Here is a 20,141-nt window from a genome sequence, read left to right on the forward strand (position 1 = left end):
AAATGCTGGAGGGTCATTGCCTTATTCCTAAGGGTTTAAAGGAATGAAGCGAGTGATCTTCAGTATACAGCATGTATTGTGTTCTTTTGACGTTATCTTCGGAGGACATAGACCGGCAGCCCATTTGAAAGACCGCTTTATGGGCAAGAGTAAGTTAAAAATAAAAGACCTTAAAAAACTTAATTATCCATCGGATGTAGCCAGAAGCCTGGCGATTAATTTGATGGCTCAATATTTTAAACACGGTTCCAAACAAGAAAAGCTTGATTTTCTGGCGAAAATAAAAGAACATCCGGAGGAGTTTCATAGCGACCCGGTATGGGCGAAGCTGGCTGCGGAATTTGACGAAAAGCCTTCTTTGAAAGAAAGAAAAGAGGTGGCTTCTCTGCGGGAAACCGGAGAGTTTACGGTGTATGGCCGAAAGCATATCAGTAGCAATGCGTACTTGCAAATGGAAATGGCTATGCGTCTGCCCATTGCAGAACGAGGCGCTTTAATGCCGGATGCGCATCAAGGCTATGGCTTGCCGATCGGAGGCGTGTTGGCCACCCGGAATTCAGTGATACCGTATGGGGTAGGCATGGATATCGGTTGCCGGATGAGCTTAAGTGTGTATGATCTCCGGCCGGAATTTTTGAACCGCTATGCATACCAGTGCAAAACCGCTTTGAAGGAGCGGACATGTTTCGGGACCGGAGGGGAATTGGGAATTGCACAGGAACATGAAATATTGGACCGGCAAGAATTTTCTGTAACCCCCTTATTAAAGCAATTGCATGGAAAAGCAGCCAGGCAATTGGGAACTTCGGGCTCCGGAAATCATTTTGTAGAATTCGGTCTGGTGGAAGTCAGGGAAGAAGACCCTTTTGGCTTGCCTCCGGGAGTTTATGTCGGTTTATTGTCCCATTCCGGTTCAAGAGGTTTGGGGGCTTCCATTGCCCAACACTATACCCAAATCGCCCGTGAAACCTGTCCCTTGCCCAGGGAAGCACAGCATATGGCCTGGCTGGATCTGGATGCGGAAGAAGGGCAAGAATATTGGTTGTCGATGAACCTGGCGGGGGATTATGCCAAAGCCTGTCATGATCAGATCCATTACCATCTGAGTAAATACCTGGGGATTAAACCTGTGGTGACCATCGAAAATCATCATAATTTTGCCTGGAAAGAGCTTCAAGCGGATGGCCGAGAGTTGATCGTTCACCGGAAAGGAGCTACTCCGGCTGCCAAAGGGGAGTTAGGAGTGATTCCGGGTTCGATGACGGCATGCGGTTATATAGTCCGGGGCAAAGGGGAAGACGGAAGCCTGAACAGCGCTTCCCACGGGGCTGGCCGGAAAATGTCCCGGAAGAAAGCCCGTGAATCCTTTACGGGAAGTGCTTTAAAAAAGGTGTTGAGCAGGGAAGGAGTGACTTTGATCGGAGGAGGAATAGACGAGGCGCCCATTGCCTATAAAGACTTGGAGGCGGTGATGCAAAGCCAGACAAGCCTGGTGGATATTGTGGGAAAATTCACGCCCAAAATTGTACGGATGGATAAAAACTGATTTTTACCTGAACTAGTAAATGCGTATCCGGATGGCTGTGTTAACAGTCATTGGAAGAGAAGCAGACGAAAGGCGCCCGGTGACGGGGGCTAGGTTTGTATTGCCTTGTTTTTCCCGGAGCGGGCTCCTTTCGCTACAAAGGATACGCCTCATTTTAAAGTATTATCCGGTTAAATATTCTTGAAAATCATGGGAAACGATTGCGTTCTCTTACAAATAACCGCAGGCCGCGGACCAGCCGAGTGCTGCTGGGCGGTGGCACAAGTCGTAAAGACATTGATTACTGAATTTAAAAAATTAAAATTCCCGTATGAAGTATTGCAGAGAACACCGGGGCCTGAGCCAGGGACCTTGTATTCCGCTGTGTTGCAGATAAAAGGCCCCATGGCCAAGACCTATGTAGAGTCCTGGCAGGGAACATTGCAATGGATAGGGAAAAGCCATTACCGGAAATACCACAAACGAAAAAACTGGTTTGTAGGTGTGAGTGTTTTGGACCGGAAAAACTCGGAAAGCTGGAAAGAAAGTGAGCTGGAATACCAGACTTTTCGCGCTTCGGGACCGGGAGGACAACATGTAAACAAAACCAATAGTGCGGTACGCTTACTACACAAACCCACTGGCCTCTCTGTAACCTCGAGTGATTCTCGTTCCCAACATCAAAATAAAAAAATGGCTTTGCAGCGATTTACAGAAGTATTTGAAGCATACCGGTTAAAAAAGTTTCAGGAGCAAGCCGAAGAGCAGTGGAAAGAGCATTTGACTCTGCAAAGAGGGAATCCGGTGAAAGTGTTTAAAGGAAAAGAATTTAAGGAGGTGAGTACATGAAAAATAGTATTGAAAATAAATACCTTATCCGCGCGCGAAAGGCAAGAGTCCTTCACAAACAAATAGAGCGATTAAGCATAGCACAACAAAAGCTGGGCTATGTCCGCCTGGAAAAGCCTGTCCGGCATGGCTGGTTTAAACATCTGGTCTTGCGGCAAGACATCGCCAACCGTGAGGATGCGGCTGTCTTTCAGGAAATTGTAAAAATCGCGGCAAAATGGATTTGGGGAAGGGACAAGCCACATGTCAATAAGGAGTGGGAACGTGCCGCTGAAAATAATAAACTATTCCAGTTTCCGGGCTTTAAATTTATTGAAAAAGACCGGTACAAACTTCTTTCTGGCAAAGCCAAAAAATATTTTAAAGAATATGAACTGTATTGGTCGCCTTGGTTAGGGAGTGTGAAAGCGTATTATTGTTTGGTTCCCTCGTACTATTTTGTTCCGGGATATACCAAAGCCTATCTTACGCACCGTAAAGTGATTGATGGAGAATTAGAAAGAAGAATTGCCGAACTGGAAGTTCAGTTGAATCAGAGAGAACTGTATCCTTATTCATTATATGCCGGGGGGTATCCCGGAAAATGGGCCCGGGTAAATTATCACCGGAAACAGCGAAGACGGATAAAAATGGCATTGGTACATTTTGAAGAAGAAACACTGGAACGCAAGATGAGAAAACACCTGCCCCTTTGGTAAAAAAAACGCCCAGGTAAAATTACCTTACCTGGGCCCTTTGGGTTATTTTTCCTCACTCTCATCCATCATTTCCGAATCCATTCCCTGCTCGGGAGCCATATTGCTATTGAATATATCGCGGTGCAGTTTCCATTTGCCATCTTCCATTTTCCAGATGACAATATATTTTCCTTGATCCACCATTTCATCGTTTTCACCGAATAGGGAGTATCTTCCTACCTCAAAAGAAGTTTCTCCGATGGCTTCGGCTTCGAGGGTTTCAAGTTCCACCCTTCGGACATTCCCTTCTTCCATGACGGTGGAAATGAAATTTTGAATGGCTTCATGACCGGAGAGAATGTCATGACCTGTGGGAAGGATTTGTCCGTCCATGGTATACAGTTCGGCTACTTTGGCCGCATCTTGTTGAGCAACCGCTTCTTCAAAGGCCTTATTGGCTTCCATAATGGCCGCTTTGTTGTCCATTGGCTCCATTTTTTGGTCGGGAGGAGCCGTATTGCAACTTTGTAAGAACCCGGCTATCCCCAATAGCAAGATAAGTAGATGTACAGGGTGGGATTGAACAATTCTCTTTTTCATGGGCTCATGAATTTTAGTGAAGAATGTTTATCTACTCAACAAGCATTCAGGAGCTGTAATTCAAGTCCAAGGAAACTTCTTTGATGGAATAAAGATCACATCCAATCTCAAATCCCTGGGTATGGGGAGAAAAGGAACGGGAGGTTAGTCCAACGTTTTTTCAGTGGGCCTTTTGGCTTGTTCGACCGGCTTATAACGAATGCTTTTCTTCTGAATGGGACCCGTATTTATCAACCAAAAACAAGTCTTAATCCTTCTTATAATGGACAATGCATTCTGACAATATTGAAACTATACAATGTGAAAAAATAATATTCAAGTCTTAATCCTTCTTATAGTGGACAATGCATTCTGACGCACATACTATATTTAAAAATAAAGGTGACGTATTTTTAAAGTCTTAATCCTTCTTATAGTGGACAATGCATTCTGACACAATCCTTCTAAAGTCTACTTCTTTTAAGTAGTTTACAAGTCTTAATCCTTCTTATAGTGGACAATGCATTCTGACAAGATAAGAAAAGACTTAAGCTTTTAGGGGGAAAGTCTTAATCCTTCTTATAGTGGACAATGCATTCTGACTGCTTTAACTTATTAATCAACCTTAATCTTTAAAGAGTCTTAATCCTTCTTATAGTGGACAATGCATTCTGACCTGCCACAATAAGATCTAGGTATCAATACCTGGACGATGTCTTAATCCTTCTTATAGTGGACAATGCATTCTGACACAAGATTATCAAAACAGATAGAGGACTGGAGAAAGTGAGTCTTAATCCTTCTTATAGTGGACAATGCATTCTGACGTACCATGGAAGTTCACGTCTACCTCCTTCGAAAATATGTCTTAATCCTTCTTATAGTGGACAATGCATTCTGACCCTCTTTTGTCTTGCTCTTTTAAACCTTCTACCATTGTCTTAATCCTTCTTATAGTGGACAATGCATTCTGACTTTCCTGTAGCCAGATGGTTCCAAAGAAGTCTAGGAAGTGTCTTAATCCTTCTTATAGTGGACAATGCATTCTGACTCAACTTCCTTAAAGGACATTCCTTGCATGGAGATCTTGTCTTAATCCTTCTTATAGTGGACAATGCATTCTGACTCAACTTCCTTAAAGGACATTCCTTGCATGGAGATCTTGTCTTAATCCTTCTTATAGTGGACAATGCATTCTGACGTCTGTATCCGTTCATAAGGTAGAGGACAGGAAATGTCTTAATCCTTCTTATAGTGGACAATGCATTCTGACATCTTCTTGGATTCTAGAGTTAGTTTAACAGATTTTAGAGGTCTTAATCCTTCTTATAGTGGACAATGCATTCTGACCGTGCCCAAATCCCTGTTTTGAACAAACCTAATTTTGAGTCTTAATCCTTCTTATAGTGGACAATGCATTCTGACAGCATTTTTTAGACCTCTTGATTATCAGTACTTTGCAAGTAAAAACTTTGAATAATTCTATTTGAAAACAAAATAATCATACGTCTATACTCTTTTACCATTCCCAAAAATAGAACTTCTTTATGAAATAGAAAACCCCATTCAAAAGTCTATAACCCTTCTTATAGTGGATCGGGGGTTGCCTTCAACTACCTATCTGACACATTTACCATGTGGCTGATAATAGAATGTTTGATAAGTCTTAATCCTTCTTATAATGGATCGGGGGTTGCCTTCAACTACCTCTCTGACAAAAAGAAATTATAAAAGACTGGCAAGAGAATTACCCGGGTCTTAATCCTTCTTATAGTGGATGTGCCTCTCTGACTTAGCATTGAAGGCATGTGGGTTGACGATCTTGTGTTTGTCTTAATCCTTCTTATAATGGATCGGGGGTTGCCTTCAACTACCTCTCTGACGAAAACATCGAGAACCAAGTTAAAGAGTTGTTTAGTCTTAATCCTTCTTATAGTGGATGTGCCTCTCTGACATGTTTTAGTTAATAACATTTATAAAGAAATAAGCACGTCTTAATCCTTCTTATAGTGGATGTGCCTCTCTGACTCAAGCACCATTTTATACACCATTTCTTGTTTCGAGTCTTAATCCTTCTTATAGTGGATGTGCCTCTCTGACTGCCAGTGTGTGTATTAAGAGTTGGTGATTTTTTTCAGTCTTAATCCTTCTTATAGTGGATGTGCCTCTCTGACCCGTTGCTCGATATAAGTAGCTGGAAATAAGATATATGTATTGAAATTTTCCCGGAACAGAATCGAGTTTTTGGTCATTTTGCCTTTCTTTTCCTGAAAAATAAGCCCTATGGCTGAGAATTCCAATAGATAGGTAGCATTCTTGTTACACGAGCAAAACCCAAAACCCCGGCGGGTAAAGCCGGGGTTTTGGGTTATATCTCATACAAGTTTAGCTATTACCTGACATTAACTTTTAAATCTTTGATATGATAGGAACTATCCTGTTCATGATATTTGAAGGTTGTTAAACAACTCATACTCTGTATAAGATCTGTGCTTTCTTTATCATAACTACAAGGATTTTTAAAGGCATCATAATAACTAAAAATCTCATTTTGGAAGTTAGGATCTTGTATCTTTTTTAGTCTGTATTCTTTACCAAGCAATACAATTCTGTGGTAATATTTATCACCATTTTTCCATATTTTTGCTTCATAATATGTACCTATATTGTACCCTTCTAGAATATGAATATCAGCACCTTCCTTAAAGGTTATTTTTTCACTTGAGACAATTTTCAATAGTTTATTCCTATGTTCATAATGTTGAATACCAGCTAAAGGAGAAGTTAGGTTGGGTAAAGAAGGACATTTTGCAAAAGCTTTATATGTAAGATTATCCCATTCTTGTACATTATGATAGGTAAAAGGTACAGATGGTTGTGTACAGCCTTGGGAAAAGGCTATTACAAACAAAGTAATAATTGCGAAGAGCATTGTATTTATATGATTACTTTTCATTTTTATTTCAACTTTGAATAGAGTCTGAAATGGCCTTTATATCCCTAAAAAAATCACAAAACCCAGCGGTTAAAGCCGGGTTTTGTGGGGTAATTATTTAATCTTTGAGCGCAATCTTTGTATTAAAATCAATTAAAAAATAATCTACATGGCAATCACAAGGGAGAAGGTCTGCCGAATCAAAATTAACTATTTCGGCATCCGGGTAATTTTTAATATTTGATGGGGGCATAACTTCTAGTGAATCCTGGTTTTTATGATATATAAATGAATGCATATAGTTTCCTGCATCTAATTTGATAGTTAGATCATAATATTGAAATCTTCCATAATCATATGTTTCACATATATACATGAAGTTTGCTTTGGGAAATGCTTCTTGAAAACTTTCCCGTTCACTGACAACCTGAATAATTCTTTCCCTTATTTTATTATTATCAAGCATTTGAAATAGCTCCTCTCCCTGCCTCTGTCTTACTGGTATACAAGGCTCCAAGGCTTTTTTAGTTTGTGTTTTCCACTTGCTTACAATTTTTTCTTGATCAAGATGCACCGTATTGTTGCAGGAGGATGAGAGGAAAAATATTATTACACAAAATATTTTAAAGTAAGTCATTTATATTGATACATTCCATTAAGCCATAAGTACTGTCCATCATCATACTGATCAGGATACAATCTACCGACTTCAATTAATTCTTGTCCTCCTGTTATTGGGAAGAAGTCCGGATTATATACATCCTCAATATTAAAAAGTTGATAGAGGTTGGTCAAACTATACTTCTCTATATTATTGGGTATGGAAGTTTGCTCGAATACCTCCAAGTATTCAAAATCAAGAAAATTATTATTTTCCTTTTTATAAACCATCCAAGTCCTGTAAAGGATTTTACTTTCAAATATTTTTAGTTTTTTGATGGGTCTTAGATCTGAACGCAATTCCATAATATTATACAAAGTATTCATAGGCAGTGCCCCATCATCTACATAGTACCTGGTTAAAGAAAAGTAATACGCCTGTTCATCGACCAGTACAAAAAAACCTCCCACCCACATACCGGGTTCATCAAAATTCTCCTTCTCCCTTGAGGCATAATGGTAAGTGTAGCAAATCATAAAAGTGATACCCTCTACATAATAGAGGTAAAAATCGTTGTTCTGAAAATAATGATCTTTACTATACTGATTGATTCTGGTAATCCTGTTTTTCCTGTCTCTATATACTTCAAAATACTCTCTGGGACTTGTTGTGGGTGGGATTTTATAATCCGGTTTCATTTTCAAAAAGTCAAAATGAGCATAAGTCCCCATGTGAATGGTTTTTTGATCCGTATAGTTTTTTAACTCACATATTTTATCAGCTTTTTCAAATACTTCTTTAATTAAAAGGTTTCCTCCTTTGTTTTTTTGAGAAAAGACAGGCAAAGAAAAAAATAAGCTTAGGAAAATTAGAAGATACTTTCTCATAGGACTTAGCGATTGTGTCTTATTACATTATTAGGTATTTTGGTGGCATCCAAATAGACAAATGGCCGGGGTCCTGTGCTTTTTAAAAGAAAACCAACAGAATATTTAGGCACATAAGGTTTCCCATCTATAAACTTCATAAACCCTTTATTTAAACTTGAAGGCTTTGTGAGATTAGTTTCTAATAGTTTTTGATGGTAAGCTTTCGCCGAATTATCATGGTTCATCCAAACGGTTTTACCTTTAAACTCCGGAAGGGATGTCAAGGACTGACCCAAACTACCTCCTCCTCTTGGGTTAAAGGTTCCCCCTCCACATCCTGTAAAAAAGATAGTCCCTCCTGTTTTTACCATTTTGGCAAGATCCTGTATGGATAAAACTGCCATTAATCTTCCTGAATGGGTTAATACATCTTTTTTCATTTTTTCAACTGCATCACTATTAAGTAACCTAGCTCCCCCACTTAAAGAAGCATTTGGGTAACCAAAGGTTACTACTGCCAAAGCACTCGCTCCAGATCCATGTGACCTTAACACTAAGGTTGTAAGTTTGGATAGTCCGGTTTCTGTTAAATATGCTTTTGTTTTTTCAACCGCTTCCTCCAAGGTATTTGCAAGAATAAAATCCCAATTAACATTATCTACTGCCTTATCAAAATTCCTTTTTAGTTCTGTATCATACCCAATGATAAGATGTCCTTTTCCTCTCCACTTATTTTGAGTTGTACCCTCTTCTTCCTTCTTTTCAGCCTCCGAATCTTCCACTACCGGCCCCAACACATTCCCGGCTCCAGCGGTCAAATTATCGTAAGGATCGGTTAATGGGGTTGGCTCCGTCTTCACGCTCAAATCCGTTTCCTTCCAGTAGTGTTCCAGGATTTTGTACCCTCCATCGTAGAGGATGGCCGGAGAGAGTTTGATTTGGGTCATCATGGGTTCCCCGTTTACCCCGTTGAAGTGGTTTTTGAAAAAGACGCAGTGTACATCGTACAGCTCAAACACCCGGCTTTTGCTGTCCTGTGTCACCGGAGAGACGACAATCTTTACCTTTTTCACCATATCCATACCCACCGACCAGGCGAAAAAGCTTTGATCCGAGGTGGTTTCAAAAGTAATGTCAAAAATCGTCCCGTTAGGTTTTCCCATGGGTTTGCCGTGTTCGTCTACCGAACGGGTAAACCGGAATTTGAAGTCAAGAATGGTAACTTCCTTGTCCTCAACATACATTTTAGCGATTAGACTCATTGCGAAGAATAGTATTTTACGGTTATAATTGCTGGTTTTCCGGTAAATGTATAAAACTTTTCCAAGAATACAAATGCGTAGTAAGCGGTAAGTTTTCAAAATAGGTTTGTACTAACGGGCAAGTGAGGCTGTATAAAAAAGAAAAAGCAAACCTATTGGCTTGCTTCTCTCTTAAAGTACAATTCCCCTTAGTAATGAATGAGTAGGGAGTATAGGTAAATATTGGTAATTAATTTATCTCTAATTCAAATTCCTCTAAAACATGATGCCCTACCTTTTATCGGCTTCGTGACTGACCTGTACCCCTCAAAGGAATTACGGAAAACAATATACCAAGGAGCAGGTTCGGATTTCGTTAAAAAACAATTGCTTCTTGCATAAGCCTGCCAACACAAACTACTAATTGAAAATCTCCTTATCCATCCGGAAGGTTGCGCGGCAGATTTACCTATCATTGCTCTCCACAAGAAATTGATACACCGTGGTTTGATGATATTCTTTTCCCGGTGTCAAGACGGTACTGGGAAAATGCGGTTTGTTGGGAGAGTCCGGATAGTGTTGGGCTTCCAGAGCGATGCCTTCCCTGTCTTTGAGGACTTGTTGGTTTTTAACTTTTGTGCCCTCCAGCCAGTTGCCCGTGTAGACTTGCAGACCGGGTTCTGTGGTGTGCATCATCACTTTCCTTCCGGTGCTTTCCTCCGAAAGAATGGCAGCAAGCCCTAGTACTCCATAAGGTTTGTTCAAGACGAAGTTATGGTCATATCCCTTTCCGTGACGCAATTGTAAGTCCTCCTCTTCTATGTCGTTCCCTATACGTTTGGCTTGGGTAAAGTCCATCGGGCTATTGCGTACCGACTTGATTTCTCCGGTAGGGATGGCTGTTTCGTCACAAGGGGTGAAAAACCGGGCATTGAGCTGAAGTTTGTGATCCAGAATGGAACCTTGTCCTTTTAAATTAAAATAAGCGTGATTGGTCAAGTTAACCACCGTGGTTTTATCCGTTTTTGCCCGATAATGGATTTTCAACTCATTTTGATTGGTAAAAATATATTCGACCGTAAGAGAGAGGTTTCCCGGATAGCCTTCTTCGCCATCTTGGCTTAAGTGATAAAGTTGTAAGCCTACATACTCTTCGGTTTGAATGATTTTCGCATCCCAAACCGCTTTATCAAAACCCTCCAAACCTCCATGCAGATGGTTGGGGCCATTATTAACGGCAAATTTATAGATTTGATTATCGATATGGCATTCCCCTTTGGCAATCCTATTGGCATAGCGCCCCACAATGGCGCCCAGAAAAGGATGCTCTTCTTGGTATGCCTCCAATGAATCCCTGCCCCATACAATGTCTTGCCATTGACCGTTTCTATCCGGACAAAAAAGACTTACCCAAATGCCTCCGTAATTGGTGATTTCGGCTTTGAGTCCTTGGGTATTTGTTAAGGTAAATAAAAAGACCTCTTTTCCTCTAACGTTTCCCCAGGAAGTTTTTTGAATAGTGGCTATCGGCTTTGCCCTCATAGTGGTTCATTGGTTGTTTTAATACAAAAAAATATCTTGTGTATAGTACAAGATAGTGAATTGAAAAATAAAACTAACAGGATACTAAGACGAACAAATGAAATGATTCCTTAACCCACTAAGACTCATGTATTTGATTGCGCTTACACCTGTTAGTCGAAATAGATAGTATGTGTATGTATTCTAATTTTGTGAATAACGATTACGAAAAAGTTATCTCTGTTTATAGTGTACTTTTGATAGTTCTCTTAACCGGGCCGCACTGGATTCTGCGGAGATATCCCGTTGCGGAGTCGCCAACATTTCATATCCTACCATAAATTTCTTTACCGTAGCCGATCGCAACAAAGGTGGTAGAAACAGCATATGCAGATGCCAGGCTGCATGGGCTTGTCCATCGCTTGGGGCCTGATGGATACCTGCGGAATAAGGAAATGAAGTTTCGAACAAATTGTCGTACATCACTCCTAATTGCTTGTAGGCATCGGCAAAGGCCAGTTTTTCTTCTTCGCTGAGGTCAATTACTCTGGAAACGGCTCTTTTGGGAATAAGCATGGCCTCGTAAGGCCATACGGCCCAATAGGGCACCAAGCCTACAAAATGTTCATTCTCAAATAGAATACGGGTTTGCTTTTCCAATTCCATTTTCAGGTAATCGGAAAGAAGTGTGCGCCCATGTGCATTCCAATATTCTTGTTGGCGGTACTGTTTTTTAGCCGGAATATCGGGTAGGGTATGTTGTGCCCACACTTGCCCGTGAGGATGAGGGTTGGAACATCCCATGACCGCGCCTTTATTTTCAAAAATCTGTATATAATTGACAAAGTCTATCTTTCCCAGATCGGAGTACTCTTGGCACCAAAGGTCTACTACCTGTTTGATGGCGCTGACTTCCATTTCGGGAATGGTCAGGTTATGTTGAGGAGAGAAACAAATGACCCTGCAAATTCCCTGTTCGCTTTTTGCCCTGAACAGGCCGTTGCCTTCTTCTACTTCTCCTTTGGGAACGCCTTCTACCAAAGCCGCAAAATCATTGGTAAACGCATAAGTAGCTGTGTACTCCGGATTGACTACACCATTCGCCCTGGTATTTCCCGTACAGAGATAACAGTTCGGGTCATGTGCAGGACGTTTTTCCTCTTCCGCTTTTTCTACCTGCCCTTGCCAGGGGCGCTTGGTACGGTGTGGTGACACCTGCACCCATTCCCCGGTGAGCGGATTATATCTTCTATGAGAATGTTCGTTGGGGTTAAAGCCTTGCATCACTTTTATAGTTGTATAGATGTCAATGTTTTGGAGTTAGTTTTTGTTGTTTGTTTGATCATTCTCCGATTCTGGCCCCGTCTCCGGTCACTACGGTATAGGCTTTCATTTCTTTCCCGAAAGCCTGCATATACGCTTCCCGGAGGTCGAAAATAAATGTATCTACGGCTTCTTCTTTTACCAGGTTAATCGTGCATCCGCCAAAGCCACCGCCCATCATCCGGGCTCCTACCACTTGAGGGTTGTCCCTTGTTTGGTCTACCAGAAAGTCCAACTCTTCACAGCTAACTTCATAAGCATGGCTTAGGCCGGCATGGGAACCGTACATCAGTTGTCCAAGGGCTTCCAAGTCACCCGCCTGCAAACTTTGACAGGCGTTTTCCAAGCGGTTATTCTCTTTAACAACGTAGGAACAGCGCTGGTAAATGGTGGCATCAAACTCCTCACAATGTTTTTCTAGCATAGCGATTGTTACATCCCGGAGGTTTTTGATTTCCGGGTAATATTGTTGGAGGATTTGTACTCCTACTTCGCACTGTTCCCTACGTATGTTGTATTCAGATGAGGCCAACGAATGGGCCACGTTAGTATCACAAAGCACCAGTTTATATCCGCTGATGTCCAAAGGAATATATTCCCAACTCATACTCCGGCAATCCAGCTTGATCACATGACCGGCCTTACCGAAGGTGGAAGCAAACTGGTCCATAATGCCGCATTTTACCCCGGCATAATTATGTTCGGCCGCTTGAGCACTTAGCGCGATCTCTTGTTGATTGAGCTCTCCGGCAAACAAGTGATTGAGTCCGGTTCCTAAGGCACACTCCAAAGCGGCAGAGGATGACATGCCGGCACCCAAAGGCACATCGCTGCTGAATACGGCATCAAAGCCTTCGATCTTTACGCCTCGCTTTTTCATTTCGGCTACCACACCTATCAAGTAGTTGATCCAACCGGACTGAACTTGTAGCGATTCCAATGAAAATTCTCCATGCTCCTTTAAATCCAATGCATAAGCCCTTACCGTACCGGTATTGTTTTTTGCCAGTGCAAATACCATTTCCTTATCGATAGCGGCAGGCAATACAAAGCCGTCATTATAATCGGTATGTTCTCCAATCAAATTTACCCGTCCCGGTGCCTTTGCAATCAGGGGCTCACCCTGGAAGTGCTCATGGAATGTATGTAGTATAGTGTCTATTTGCATAGCGAGTCCTGGTCCTAACCTTTAATGAGTTTTGGTGTATAAACCTTCCGGGTAAATACCCGAAAGGTTTATTGTCCACTACTCAATTTGTAAAATTTATTAGTAAGATCTATCTGGTTTAGTCTATGGAAAATTTCTATTGATCCTCATATTAAAAACCGTTTGATCACTCATCATTCAGTTTTGTTTCATTTGTGAATGCGATATTAGAAAATGTTCGATGAAAAAAATAGAGGAGAAATGCCCGGAGCTGAAAATACCGTTTCCGGTACCGTTCTCGAAAGGAAAAAAATTTCCATCTTTGTCAGGGTTTGGAAGAAGAGCTGGCGAATTTGCATGCCTTGTATCTTATGAAAAAAAAGAAAGTAACGATAAAACACCTGGCCAGAAAGCTGAATGTTTCGGTTTCTACGGTTTCGCGGGCCTTACGCGATGCCCCTGACGTGAAGCCGGAAACCAAAAAGGCCGTGTTAGAACTGGTAGAGGAATTAAATTATAAGCGCAGCTTTCTGGCGAGAAGTTTAGTGAGCAAGCGTACCTATAATGTAGGGGTGATTGTGCCGGATATTGCCGTACCCTTTTTTGGCAATGCCATTGCCGGGATGCAGGAATATTTGCATCAGCAAGGGTATAACTTGATTATTTGTAGCTCGAATGAAGAATTTGAGAAAGAAAAGAAAAATGTAGAACTGTTGCTCGATCATCAAGTAGACGGCTTGATGATTTCCTTGTCCACACAAACCAAAGACTACACACACCTGGAATACGCAAGGGACGAAGGCCTGCCTGTAGTGTTGTTTGACCGGGTATTACCCGGGCAACAAGACAATTTTCCCAAAGTGTTAGTGGACGATCAATCGGGGGCCTATAAAGCAATCCGGCATTTACTGGAAAGAGGCTACCGGAAAATAGCACATATTAGCGGGCCGGAACATTTGGTCATCAGCCGTCAACGAACGGCCGGATATAAAACGGCTTTGGAAAATGCCGGGATTGCTTTGACTCCCGGTTATTTGCTGCATTTTGACATGGAAGGCCAAGTAGGGGAACTGGTAGACAATTTGTTGGCATTGCCCGATCCGCCGGATGCGATCTTTGCTATCAACGATCCGGTTGCATTCGCCATTATGCATCATTTACTGAGCAAAGGGGTCCGGATCCCGGAAGAAATGGGAATCGTGGGATTTACCGGAGGGCCTATGAGCAAGTTGTATTACCCGTCCTTAAGTTCGGTGCGACAACCTTCCCGGGCAATGGGAAAATCAGCCGCCAAGATGTTGTTAAAAGAAATTGAAAGCCCGTCTTCAGAAACCGGTTCAAAGCCCAAGATCAGGATTATTCCCACGGAGCTGGAAGTGGGGCAATCGAGCCAACGGAGTAAAGTGTAAATGACACGATTGATATCCTAAACTCCAACTTCTGTTTTGGGTAAACGATCCGCCCTTCCTACTGATGGGAAAGAAAACTAAGCCGGAAAAACTTCCGGTTTTTTTGTTTCCCTGTCCCTTTATCACTATTTTTTGAATATGACAACTACATCACTTACCATCAATTTCGAAAGGTTAAAACAGGATATTTTTCACCTTTCCACCATTGGAAAAAGCCCGGAGGACAATGGAATTTACCGGCAGGCCTTTTCCAAAGAGGATTTACAAGCCCGGCAATGGTTGGGTGAACGCCTACAGAAGGCAGGGATTAACAGTACGATGGACGGTGCGGCCAATGTATTGGCCCGCATCGGAGATCCGGAAGCTCCGTCTATTACGGTAGGCTCTCATTTGGACACGGTAGCTTGTGCCGGAGCCCTGGACGGGGCTTTGGGTGTGCTGGTGGGTTTGGAATGCCTGAGAACGATTCATGAACAGGATATCCCTTTGACTCACCCACTGGAGTTGATTGCGTTTAGCGATGAGGAGGGACGGTTCGGAGGGATGCTGGGTTCTCAGGCTACGGCAGGAATGCTCAACCCGGGGTTTATTCAACATGCTATGGACCTGGATGGAATCTCTTTGGTGGAGGTAATGGAACAACAGGGGATGAACCCTATGGGGATATTGGACTGTTCCCGCACCCGGGATAGCCTGTTGTGTTTTTTGGAATTGCATATCGAACAAGGCCCTGTCTTGGATACGAAAAACCTGGAAGTGGGAATTGTATCAGCCATCACAGGGCTTTTCAAATGGCAAATTACGCTCTCCGGTACAGCCAATCATGCCGGTACCACGCCTATGACCATGCGTCAGGATGCCTTTATGGGATTGGCTGACTTTGCGCATGAAATTCCTCGCATTTTGGACGAAAACGGTGGGGAAAACTCCCGGGCCACGATTGGTAAGGTTGAGTTGTTTCCCGGCTCGCCCAATACCATTCCCGAAAAGGCCATCTTTAGTATTGATGTACGTGATACGGACGTGGAAGTCTTAAAAGAGCTGCAGTTGGCCATCCGGAAAGCGCTTTCGGCAATAGCACGGAAAGGAGGGTTGATGTTTGAATTTGAAGAGTTGAGCTTTATCCATCCCGTTCAATCCGATGTGCAATTGGTAAATGCTCTGGAGAAAAAAGCCCGGATGTTGGACTATCAATTTGAAATTATGCCCAGCGGGGCGGCCCACGATGCTCAGATCATGGCTAATTTATGCCCGGTAGCAATGGTATTTGTGCCTAGTAAAGGAGGGGTCAGCCACTCGCCGAATGAATGGACAGATTGGGCTTTTATAGAAAAAGGGGCTAACTTATTGTTACACACAATTCTTGAATTACAAAACCAAAAATTTGAAAAGTATGAAGGCTAACGGTGACAATATCAATATAGGGAAAAAAGACCCTTTGAAGGAATATTATTCTTCCATTGTTCAGACGGATACCGAGGAGCGGATAGAAAACCTGGCTAACCGGGATGTGGCATTATTGCTGATCGACTTGCAATACCTGGATGCCGCCAGGGGATATGGAGTGTTTCAAGATATTCTGGCTTCCGGCATTCCTCCCGAACACGAAGAGTATTATTTTCGCACGCTCGAAAACCAGGTGCTTCCCAATGTGCAAAAACTGTTGAAGGCTTTTCGCAAAAACCGCTTGGAAATTATTCATATCCGTATTCAGTCTTTGACTTTGGACGGGCGCGACCGGAGTAACGGCCACAAACGCTTGGGATTGCATGCCGCGCCCGGGTCTAAAGAAGCGGAGTTTTTGGAAGAAGTGACTCCTTTGGAAAACGAGATTGTCATTAACAAAACCGCCAGTGGGGTATTTTCTTCTACGAATATCAATTATGTGTTGAAAAACCTGGGAATCAATGAGCTGGTTGTCGCGGGTGTGTATACCAATGAGTGTGTGGAAACCACCGTAAGAGATGCTTGTGACCTGGGGTACCTGGTTAGCCTGGTGGAAGATGCTTGTACCACAGTAACCAAAGAATTACATCAAGCCAGTATCACCACTCTCAAAGACCGCTATGCTTCGGTGGTCTCCACAATGGATATCGAGGAAAGGGTAGAAGAGAATGTGACCGAAGAAATCAAAGAAGTAGGGGGGATCTCGCATTTTACCAGTCATACCTATGACGATTACCAACAGTAGGGGGATACTAAGTGGGGGAGGCTTTGGAATAGTTGTTTATTTAATATTAGTTAACTTTAAGGGGTGGCTTTTGGGAAGTTTTTTAAGAAGAATAAAGCATTATTGAAAATAAAGCAAATATAATCTTTTGATTTTTTTGGAAAAAAATCTCAACTTAGTGCTTTGATTTATTTTAATATAAGTAAACTTTTTAGATTTTGATAAATATGTTTGCAGAGAGCTGTTTGTCAGTTTTATGAATTTGAAAAATGCTTTTCTTAAATCTAATCCATCTAAAAACTTCCATTATGAAAAAAATACCCTTATTGCTACTGGTGGTTATATGCTTTTGGAGTTGTGAAAGCAGAGTGAGGTCCCATAGGCTGGTAGTGATCGGACTTGACGGCTTGAGTGTTGAAGGGTACCAAAAAGCCAAACACCCGCACTTGGATCAGTTGATGGCGGAAGGGACTTTATCTCTTACCACCCGGAGCGTGATGCCTTCGGTCACCTTGCCTAACTGGACCAGCCACCTGACAGCCAGCGGTCCGGAACAACACGGGGTAGTCAGTAATGATTGGAAACTCGATAACTATACATTACCTCCCACAGAAAAAGACGAAGACGGATATTTTCCTTCGGTTTTCAAAGTACTGAAAGAACAGGTTCCGGAGGTGAAGACGGCTTTTTACTACAATTGGGGGAACCTGATCAACCCGATCAATCAGCGGTATTTGGACGAAGTGCACTTTGAAGAAAATGATGAATACTCCGTGAGTTATCAAAAAGCCCTGGATTTTATAGTAGAGCATAAAGAAAAACCTACATTCGTTTTCTTGTATTCTGTTCATACGGACCATGCCGGGCACAAACACAAGTGGATGTCCACAGAGTATATCTCAGCCATTGAAGAAGCGGACAAAGCCATTGGCAATTTACTTCAAGAATTGAAAGCGGCCGGGCTTTATAAGGATACCCACTTTATGTTGATTACGGATCACGGAGGAATCGAACACGGTCATGGTGGGGTTTCAACCAACGAAATGAACATCCCTTGGGCCATTACCGGACCCGGCATCCAAAAAGGGAAATTGATGACGGAGCCCAACAACAATCCCAATACGGCCAAAGTCATTTCCTGGCTGTTTGGCTGTGAGGAACTTCCAAAGTCATGGGTAGGGGAAGTTCCCGAGTCTATTTTTGAGTAGTCGTAAGGGGCTGATTCTTCTCCCTGTTGCCAACTTGAAACAGGGAGAAGAATCAGCTAAAATCAAGTAGGTAGTTGTTTGTATTTTGTCAATAATTATTAATGCGTTTAGAAGTCTGTGGAAATATGTATAGTCTTGCCCCGGTATAAAAAAATACCCAAACAAAAGAAATACAACCCCAGACAACTACAGAATGATTGCGACTTTATTCAACACTCAAGGCTTGAATACTCAACGCCTCCCTTGGATCGACTACGCCAAGGGCCTGGCGATCGTATTAGTAGTGTACCGCCATGTAGCGAATGGAATTGACCGGGCAGGTATTACCATGCCTCAATGGGTGGATATGGTGCAGCAATCGGTGTATAATTTCCGGATGCCCTTGTTTTTTATTTTGGCCGGGATGTTTGTTTGCCGGAGCCTGCAAAAACGCTCTATCCGGGAGTTTCTGAAATATAAGTTGCACAGCATTATGTACCCTTATTTTTTATGGGGATGCTTTCAAGTGGGAATTCAGGTGTTTTTCTCCCAATATGCCAATTCCGACCGGGGGCTACAAGATTTTCTTTACCTCTTGTATTTGCCCAGGGAGATTGATCAATTTTGGTTTTTGTATACCCTGTTTAATGTTACGGTGCTTTTTGCCTTGTTTCAGTTTTATGCCCAGCCCAAGCCTTGGATGCAACTACTACTTGCTACAGGTTTTTATTGGATTTCCACAATGGATGGGCTTCAAAACTATTCCCTGATACAAGATACCCTCAATTTTTACCTGTATTTTGCTTTAGGCAATTTTGTGGCGGATGGCTTACTGAACAAAAATAACTATTCAATCTTTTCCTCCAAAAGACTGCTGTTGGTGCTCAGTCCTTTGTTTTTACTAAGCCAATGGTACTGGATCCAACATCCTGATTTGCGGATGGCACAGCCTTTTGTCTTTGCCGGGATTGCCGTATTAGGCAGCGCATTTTTGTTTAACCTTTCTTTCCTGTTCCAAAAGCATAAAGTATTACAAGTCTTAAGAATCATTGGCAACCACTCCCTGTATATTTACATTATGCATGTCATCGTAATGGCAGCTACCCGTATCGTCTTGATGAAATTTTTAGGCATCAGCCAGTGGCAAGTGCTTTTGGGAGTGGGGGTGCTTTTCGGAATTTTCCTTCCGGTCATCATGTACAACCTTAGTAACCAACTGGGCTGTTGGTTCTTATACCGTCCGGACAAACCCAAAACCCTTCAACGGGCCTGAGGAAAAACTGAATGATTACTACACTTGCTCTGCCAGGTGATTTTAATGCGTAAATTTACCCCCGTAAAATCCGTGGTTTTCCCTGTGGGTTTTACTTTGTGATTTTTCTTAAGGGTTATTTTTTGAGAAATCAGGAAAAAATACGCTTACATAGATGTTGGGGAAAAGCTACATTTGTATTGTGGATAAACCCTATTTGTTCCTGTATTTTTTTTCACAGGACTTTTTTAAACAAACAAACCTTTCAATACTCGATCCGGCTCACTCTTGGAAAGTGAAGGATCGAAACAATCATCAACGTACTTTAAGACTAAATATTCAGCAAAATAGGTAATATGCATTACCTCCGTGTTTGAATAAACAAAACTTCACAACAGTGTATACCCCTGTGTTTGCATAGAGGGACAGGGCTGTCATGATCAGTTTTTTCAGAAAGCGTATAGGACTTTATAAATAAATACCAACATGGATAAGACTATTCTTGTAGTAGATGATTTTGAAAATACCCGCTTCATCATAAAAATGACTTTGGAGAAAAAAGGGTATAGAGTCATCGAGGCGGAGCATGGAAAGGAGGCATTGACCTATTTGGATGGGCGTAAGCTCAATTTGATTATTACCGATTTGAATATGCCGGAAATGGATGGGATTGAATTTACCGAAGCAATCAGAGGTAATGCCCGTTACGGACGGCTTCCTGTACTGATGTTGACTACGGAAATCTCAGAAAAAAAGAAGGCAAATGCCCGCAGTGCCGGCATTACGGGCTGGATTAAAAAACCTTTTGACATTAGCAGTTTTTTGAAAGCCGTTGAAAAAGTTCTTTAAACTTCGC

The 20,141-nt window shown here is 42.1% G+C and carries 17 protein-coding genes and 1 CRISPR repeat array; of the genes, 9 read left to right on the plus strand and 8 right to left on the minus strand.

Features of this window, described 5'->3' with window-relative positions; all coding sequences use genetic code 11:
- Positions 1-43: 43 nt before the first annotated feature.
- From AAG747_RS22595 to AAG747_RS22605, 3 genes are all read left to right on the plus strand, one after another.
- The gene (locus tag AAG747_RS22595; RefSeq protein WP_346823511.1) at positions 44-1,546 is read left to right on the plus strand and encodes an RtcB family protein; all 1,503 of its coding nucleotides are present in this window, start codon (positions 44-46) and stop codon (positions 1,544-1,546) included.
- 189 nt (positions 1,547-1,735) lie between these two features.
- A complete protein-coding gene (gene prfH, locus AAG747_RS22600) occupies positions 1,736-2,374 on the plus strand; it encodes a peptide chain release factor H (RefSeq protein WP_346823512.1) in 639 nt (212 codons plus the stop codon).
- Positions 2,371-3,072 (plus strand): hypothetical protein, encoded by a 702-nt coding sequence (locus tag AAG747_RS22605; protein WP_346823513.1) that lies wholly within the window; start codon positions 2,371-2,373, stop codon positions 3,070-3,072. Before prfH ends, AAG747_RS22605 begins: the two co-directional genes overlap by 4 nt.
- 42 nt (positions 3,073-3,114) lie before the next feature.
- Here the strand turns inward: AAG747_RS22605 and AAG747_RS22610 are convergent, their stop codons facing one another.
- From AAG747_RS22610 to galK, 8 genes are all read right to left on the minus strand, one after another.
- The gene (locus AAG747_RS22610; RefSeq protein WP_346823514.1) at positions 3,115-3,651 is read right to left on the minus strand and encodes a YybH family protein; all 537 of its coding nucleotides are present in this window, start codon (positions 3,649-3,651) and stop codon (positions 3,115-3,117) included.
- 244 nt (positions 3,652-3,895) lie between these two features.
- Positions 3,896-5,056: direct repeats of the CRISPR family, unit length 37 nt; unit sequence GTCTTAATCCTTCTTATAGTGGACAATGCATTCTGAC.
- 966 nt (positions 5,057-6,022) lie between these two features.
- On the minus strand, positions 6,023-6,586 hold the full coding sequence (locus AAG747_RS22615) for a hypothetical protein (protein ID WP_346823515.1): 564 nt from the start codon (positions 6,584-6,586) through the stop codon (positions 6,023-6,025).
- A gap of 97 nt (positions 6,587-6,683) precedes the next feature.
- Positions 6,684-7,139: a hypothetical protein gene (locus AAG747_RS22620; RefSeq protein WP_346823516.1), complete on the minus strand. Its 456-nt coding sequence runs from the start codon at positions 7,137-7,139 to the stop codon at positions 6,684-6,686.
- Between the two features lie 59 nt (positions 7,140-7,198).
- The gene (locus AAG747_RS22625; RefSeq protein ID WP_346823517.1) at positions 7,199-8,053 is read right to left on the minus strand and encodes a hypothetical protein; all 855 of its coding nucleotides are present in this window, start codon (positions 8,051-8,053) and stop codon (positions 7,199-7,201) included.
- Between the two features lie 5 nt (positions 8,054-8,058).
- Positions 8,059-9,297 (minus strand): type VI secretion system tube protein TssD, encoded by a 1,239-nt coding sequence (tssD, locus tag AAG747_RS22630; RefSeq protein WP_346823518.1) that lies wholly within the window; start codon positions 9,295-9,297, stop codon positions 8,059-8,061.
- A gap of 444 nt (positions 9,298-9,741) precedes the next feature.
- A complete protein-coding gene (locus AAG747_RS22635; protein WP_346823519.1) occupies positions 9,742-10,818 on the minus strand; it encodes an aldose epimerase family protein in 1,077 nt (358 codons plus the stop codon).
- Between the two features lie 213 nt (positions 10,819-11,031).
- Positions 11,032-12,081, minus strand: a complete 1,050-nt coding sequence (locus AAG747_RS22640; protein WP_346823520.1) for a UDP-glucose--hexose-1-phosphate uridylyltransferase — start codon at positions 12,079-12,081, stop codon at positions 11,032-11,034.
- Between the two features lie 58 nt (positions 12,082-12,139).
- Positions 12,140-13,288 carry a galactokinase gene (gene galK / locus AAG747_RS22645; RefSeq protein WP_346823521.1) on the minus strand — a complete coding sequence of 383 codons (1,149 nt, stop codon included), beginning with the start codon at positions 13,286-13,288 and terminating at the stop codon, positions 12,140-12,142.
- A gap of 350 nt (positions 13,289-13,638) precedes the next feature.
- Here galK and AAG747_RS22650 point away from each other — a divergent pair, with 350 nt between their 5' ends.
- From AAG747_RS22650 to AAG747_RS22675, 6 genes are all read left to right on the plus strand, one after another.
- Positions 13,639-14,676 (plus strand): LacI family DNA-binding transcriptional regulator, encoded by a 1,038-nt coding sequence (locus tag AAG747_RS22650; RefSeq protein WP_346823522.1) that lies wholly within the window; start codon positions 13,639-13,641, stop codon positions 14,674-14,676.
- A gap of 138 nt (positions 14,677-14,814) precedes the next feature.
- The gene (locus AAG747_RS22655) at positions 14,815-16,080 is read left to right on the plus strand and encodes a Zn-dependent hydrolase (RefSeq protein WP_346823523.1); all 1,266 of its coding nucleotides are present in this window, start codon (positions 14,815-14,817) and stop codon (positions 16,078-16,080) included.
- Entirely contained in the window at positions 16,070-16,867 is a 798-nt protein-coding gene (locus AAG747_RS22660; protein ID WP_346823524.1) for a cysteine hydrolase family protein, read from the plus strand. Before AAG747_RS22655 ends, AAG747_RS22660 begins: the two co-directional genes overlap by 11 nt.
- Positions 16,868-17,154: 287 nt before the next feature.
- Positions 17,155-18,054, plus strand: a complete 900-nt coding sequence (locus AAG747_RS22665) for an alkaline phosphatase family protein (RefSeq protein WP_346823525.1) — start codon at positions 17,155-17,157, stop codon at positions 18,052-18,054.
- 193 nt (positions 18,055-18,247) lie between these two features.
- A complete protein-coding gene (locus AAG747_RS22670) occupies positions 18,248-19,306 on the plus strand; it encodes an acyltransferase family protein (protein ID WP_346823526.1) in 1,059 nt (352 codons plus the stop codon).
- Between the two features lie 465 nt (positions 19,307-19,771).
- The gene (locus tag AAG747_RS22675) at positions 19,772-20,134 is read left to right on the plus strand and encodes a response regulator (RefSeq protein WP_346823527.1); all 363 of its coding nucleotides are present in this window, start codon (positions 19,772-19,774) and stop codon (positions 20,132-20,134) included.
- Positions 20,135-20,141 lie beyond the last annotated feature (7 nt).

The sequence above is a fragment of the Rapidithrix thailandica genome (assembly GCF_039710355.1).
In the GTDB taxonomy this organism is placed as follows: Bacteria; Bacteroidota; Bacteroidia; order Cytophagales; family Flammeovirgaceae; genus Rapidithrix; species Rapidithrix thailandica.

What these genes read in the sequence shown, in the direction of transcription:
- AAG747_RS22595 (WP_346823511.1), top strand. Translation starts at nt 44, where the DNA reads ATGAAGCGAGTGATCTTCAGTATACAGCATGTATTGTGTTCTTTTGAC.
- prfH (WP_346823512.1), top strand. Translation starts at nt 1,736, where the DNA reads ATGGGAAACGATTGCGTTCTCTTACAAATAACCGCAGGCCGCGGACCA.
- AAG747_RS22605 (WP_346823513.1), top strand. Translation starts at nt 2,371, where the DNA reads ATGAAAAATAGTATTGAAAATAAATACCTTATCCGCGCGCGAAAGGCA.
- AAG747_RS22610 (WP_346823514.1), bottom strand. Translation starts at nt 3,651, where the DNA reads ATGAAAAAGAGAATTGTTCAATCCCACCCTGTACATCTACTTATCTTG.
- AAG747_RS22615 (WP_346823515.1), bottom strand. Translation starts at nt 6,586, where the DNA reads ATGAAAAGTAATCATATAAATACAATGCTCTTCGCAATTATTACTTTG.
- AAG747_RS22625 (WP_346823517.1), bottom strand. Translation starts at nt 8,053, where the DNA reads ATGAGAAAGTATCTTCTAATTTTCCTAAGCTTATTTTTTTCTTTGCCT.
- tssD (WP_346823518.1), bottom strand. Translation starts at nt 9,297, where the DNA reads ATGAGTCTAATCGCTAAAATGTATGTTGAGGACAAGGAAGTTACCATT.
- AAG747_RS22635 (WP_346823519.1), bottom strand. Translation starts at nt 10,818, where the DNA reads ATGAGGGCAAAGCCGATAGCCACTATTCAAAAAACTTCCTGGGGAAAC.
- AAG747_RS22640 (WP_346823520.1), bottom strand. Translation starts at nt 12,081, where the DNA reads ATGCAAGGCTTTAACCCCAACGAACATTCTCATAGAAGATATAATCCG.
- galK (WP_346823521.1), bottom strand. Translation starts at nt 13,288, where the DNA reads ATGCAAATAGACACTATACTACATACATTCCATGAGCACTTCCAGGGT.
- AAG747_RS22650 (WP_346823522.1), top strand. Translation starts at nt 13,639, where the DNA reads ATGAAAAAAAAGAAAGTAACGATAAAACACCTGGCCAGAAAGCTGAAT.
- AAG747_RS22655 (WP_346823523.1), top strand. Translation starts at nt 14,815, where the DNA reads ATGACAACTACATCACTTACCATCAATTTCGAAAGGTTAAAACAGGAT.
- AAG747_RS22660 (WP_346823524.1), top strand. Translation starts at nt 16,070, where the DNA reads ATGAAGGCTAACGGTGACAATATCAATATAGGGAAAAAAGACCCTTTG.
- AAG747_RS22665 (WP_346823525.1), top strand. Translation starts at nt 17,155, where the DNA reads ATGAAAAAAATACCCTTATTGCTACTGGTGGTTATATGCTTTTGGAGT.
- AAG747_RS22670 (WP_346823526.1), top strand. Translation starts at nt 18,248, where the DNA reads ATGATTGCGACTTTATTCAACACTCAAGGCTTGAATACTCAACGCCTC.
- AAG747_RS22675 (WP_346823527.1), top strand. Translation starts at nt 19,772, where the DNA reads ATGGATAAGACTATTCTTGTAGTAGATGATTTTGAAAATACCCGCTTC.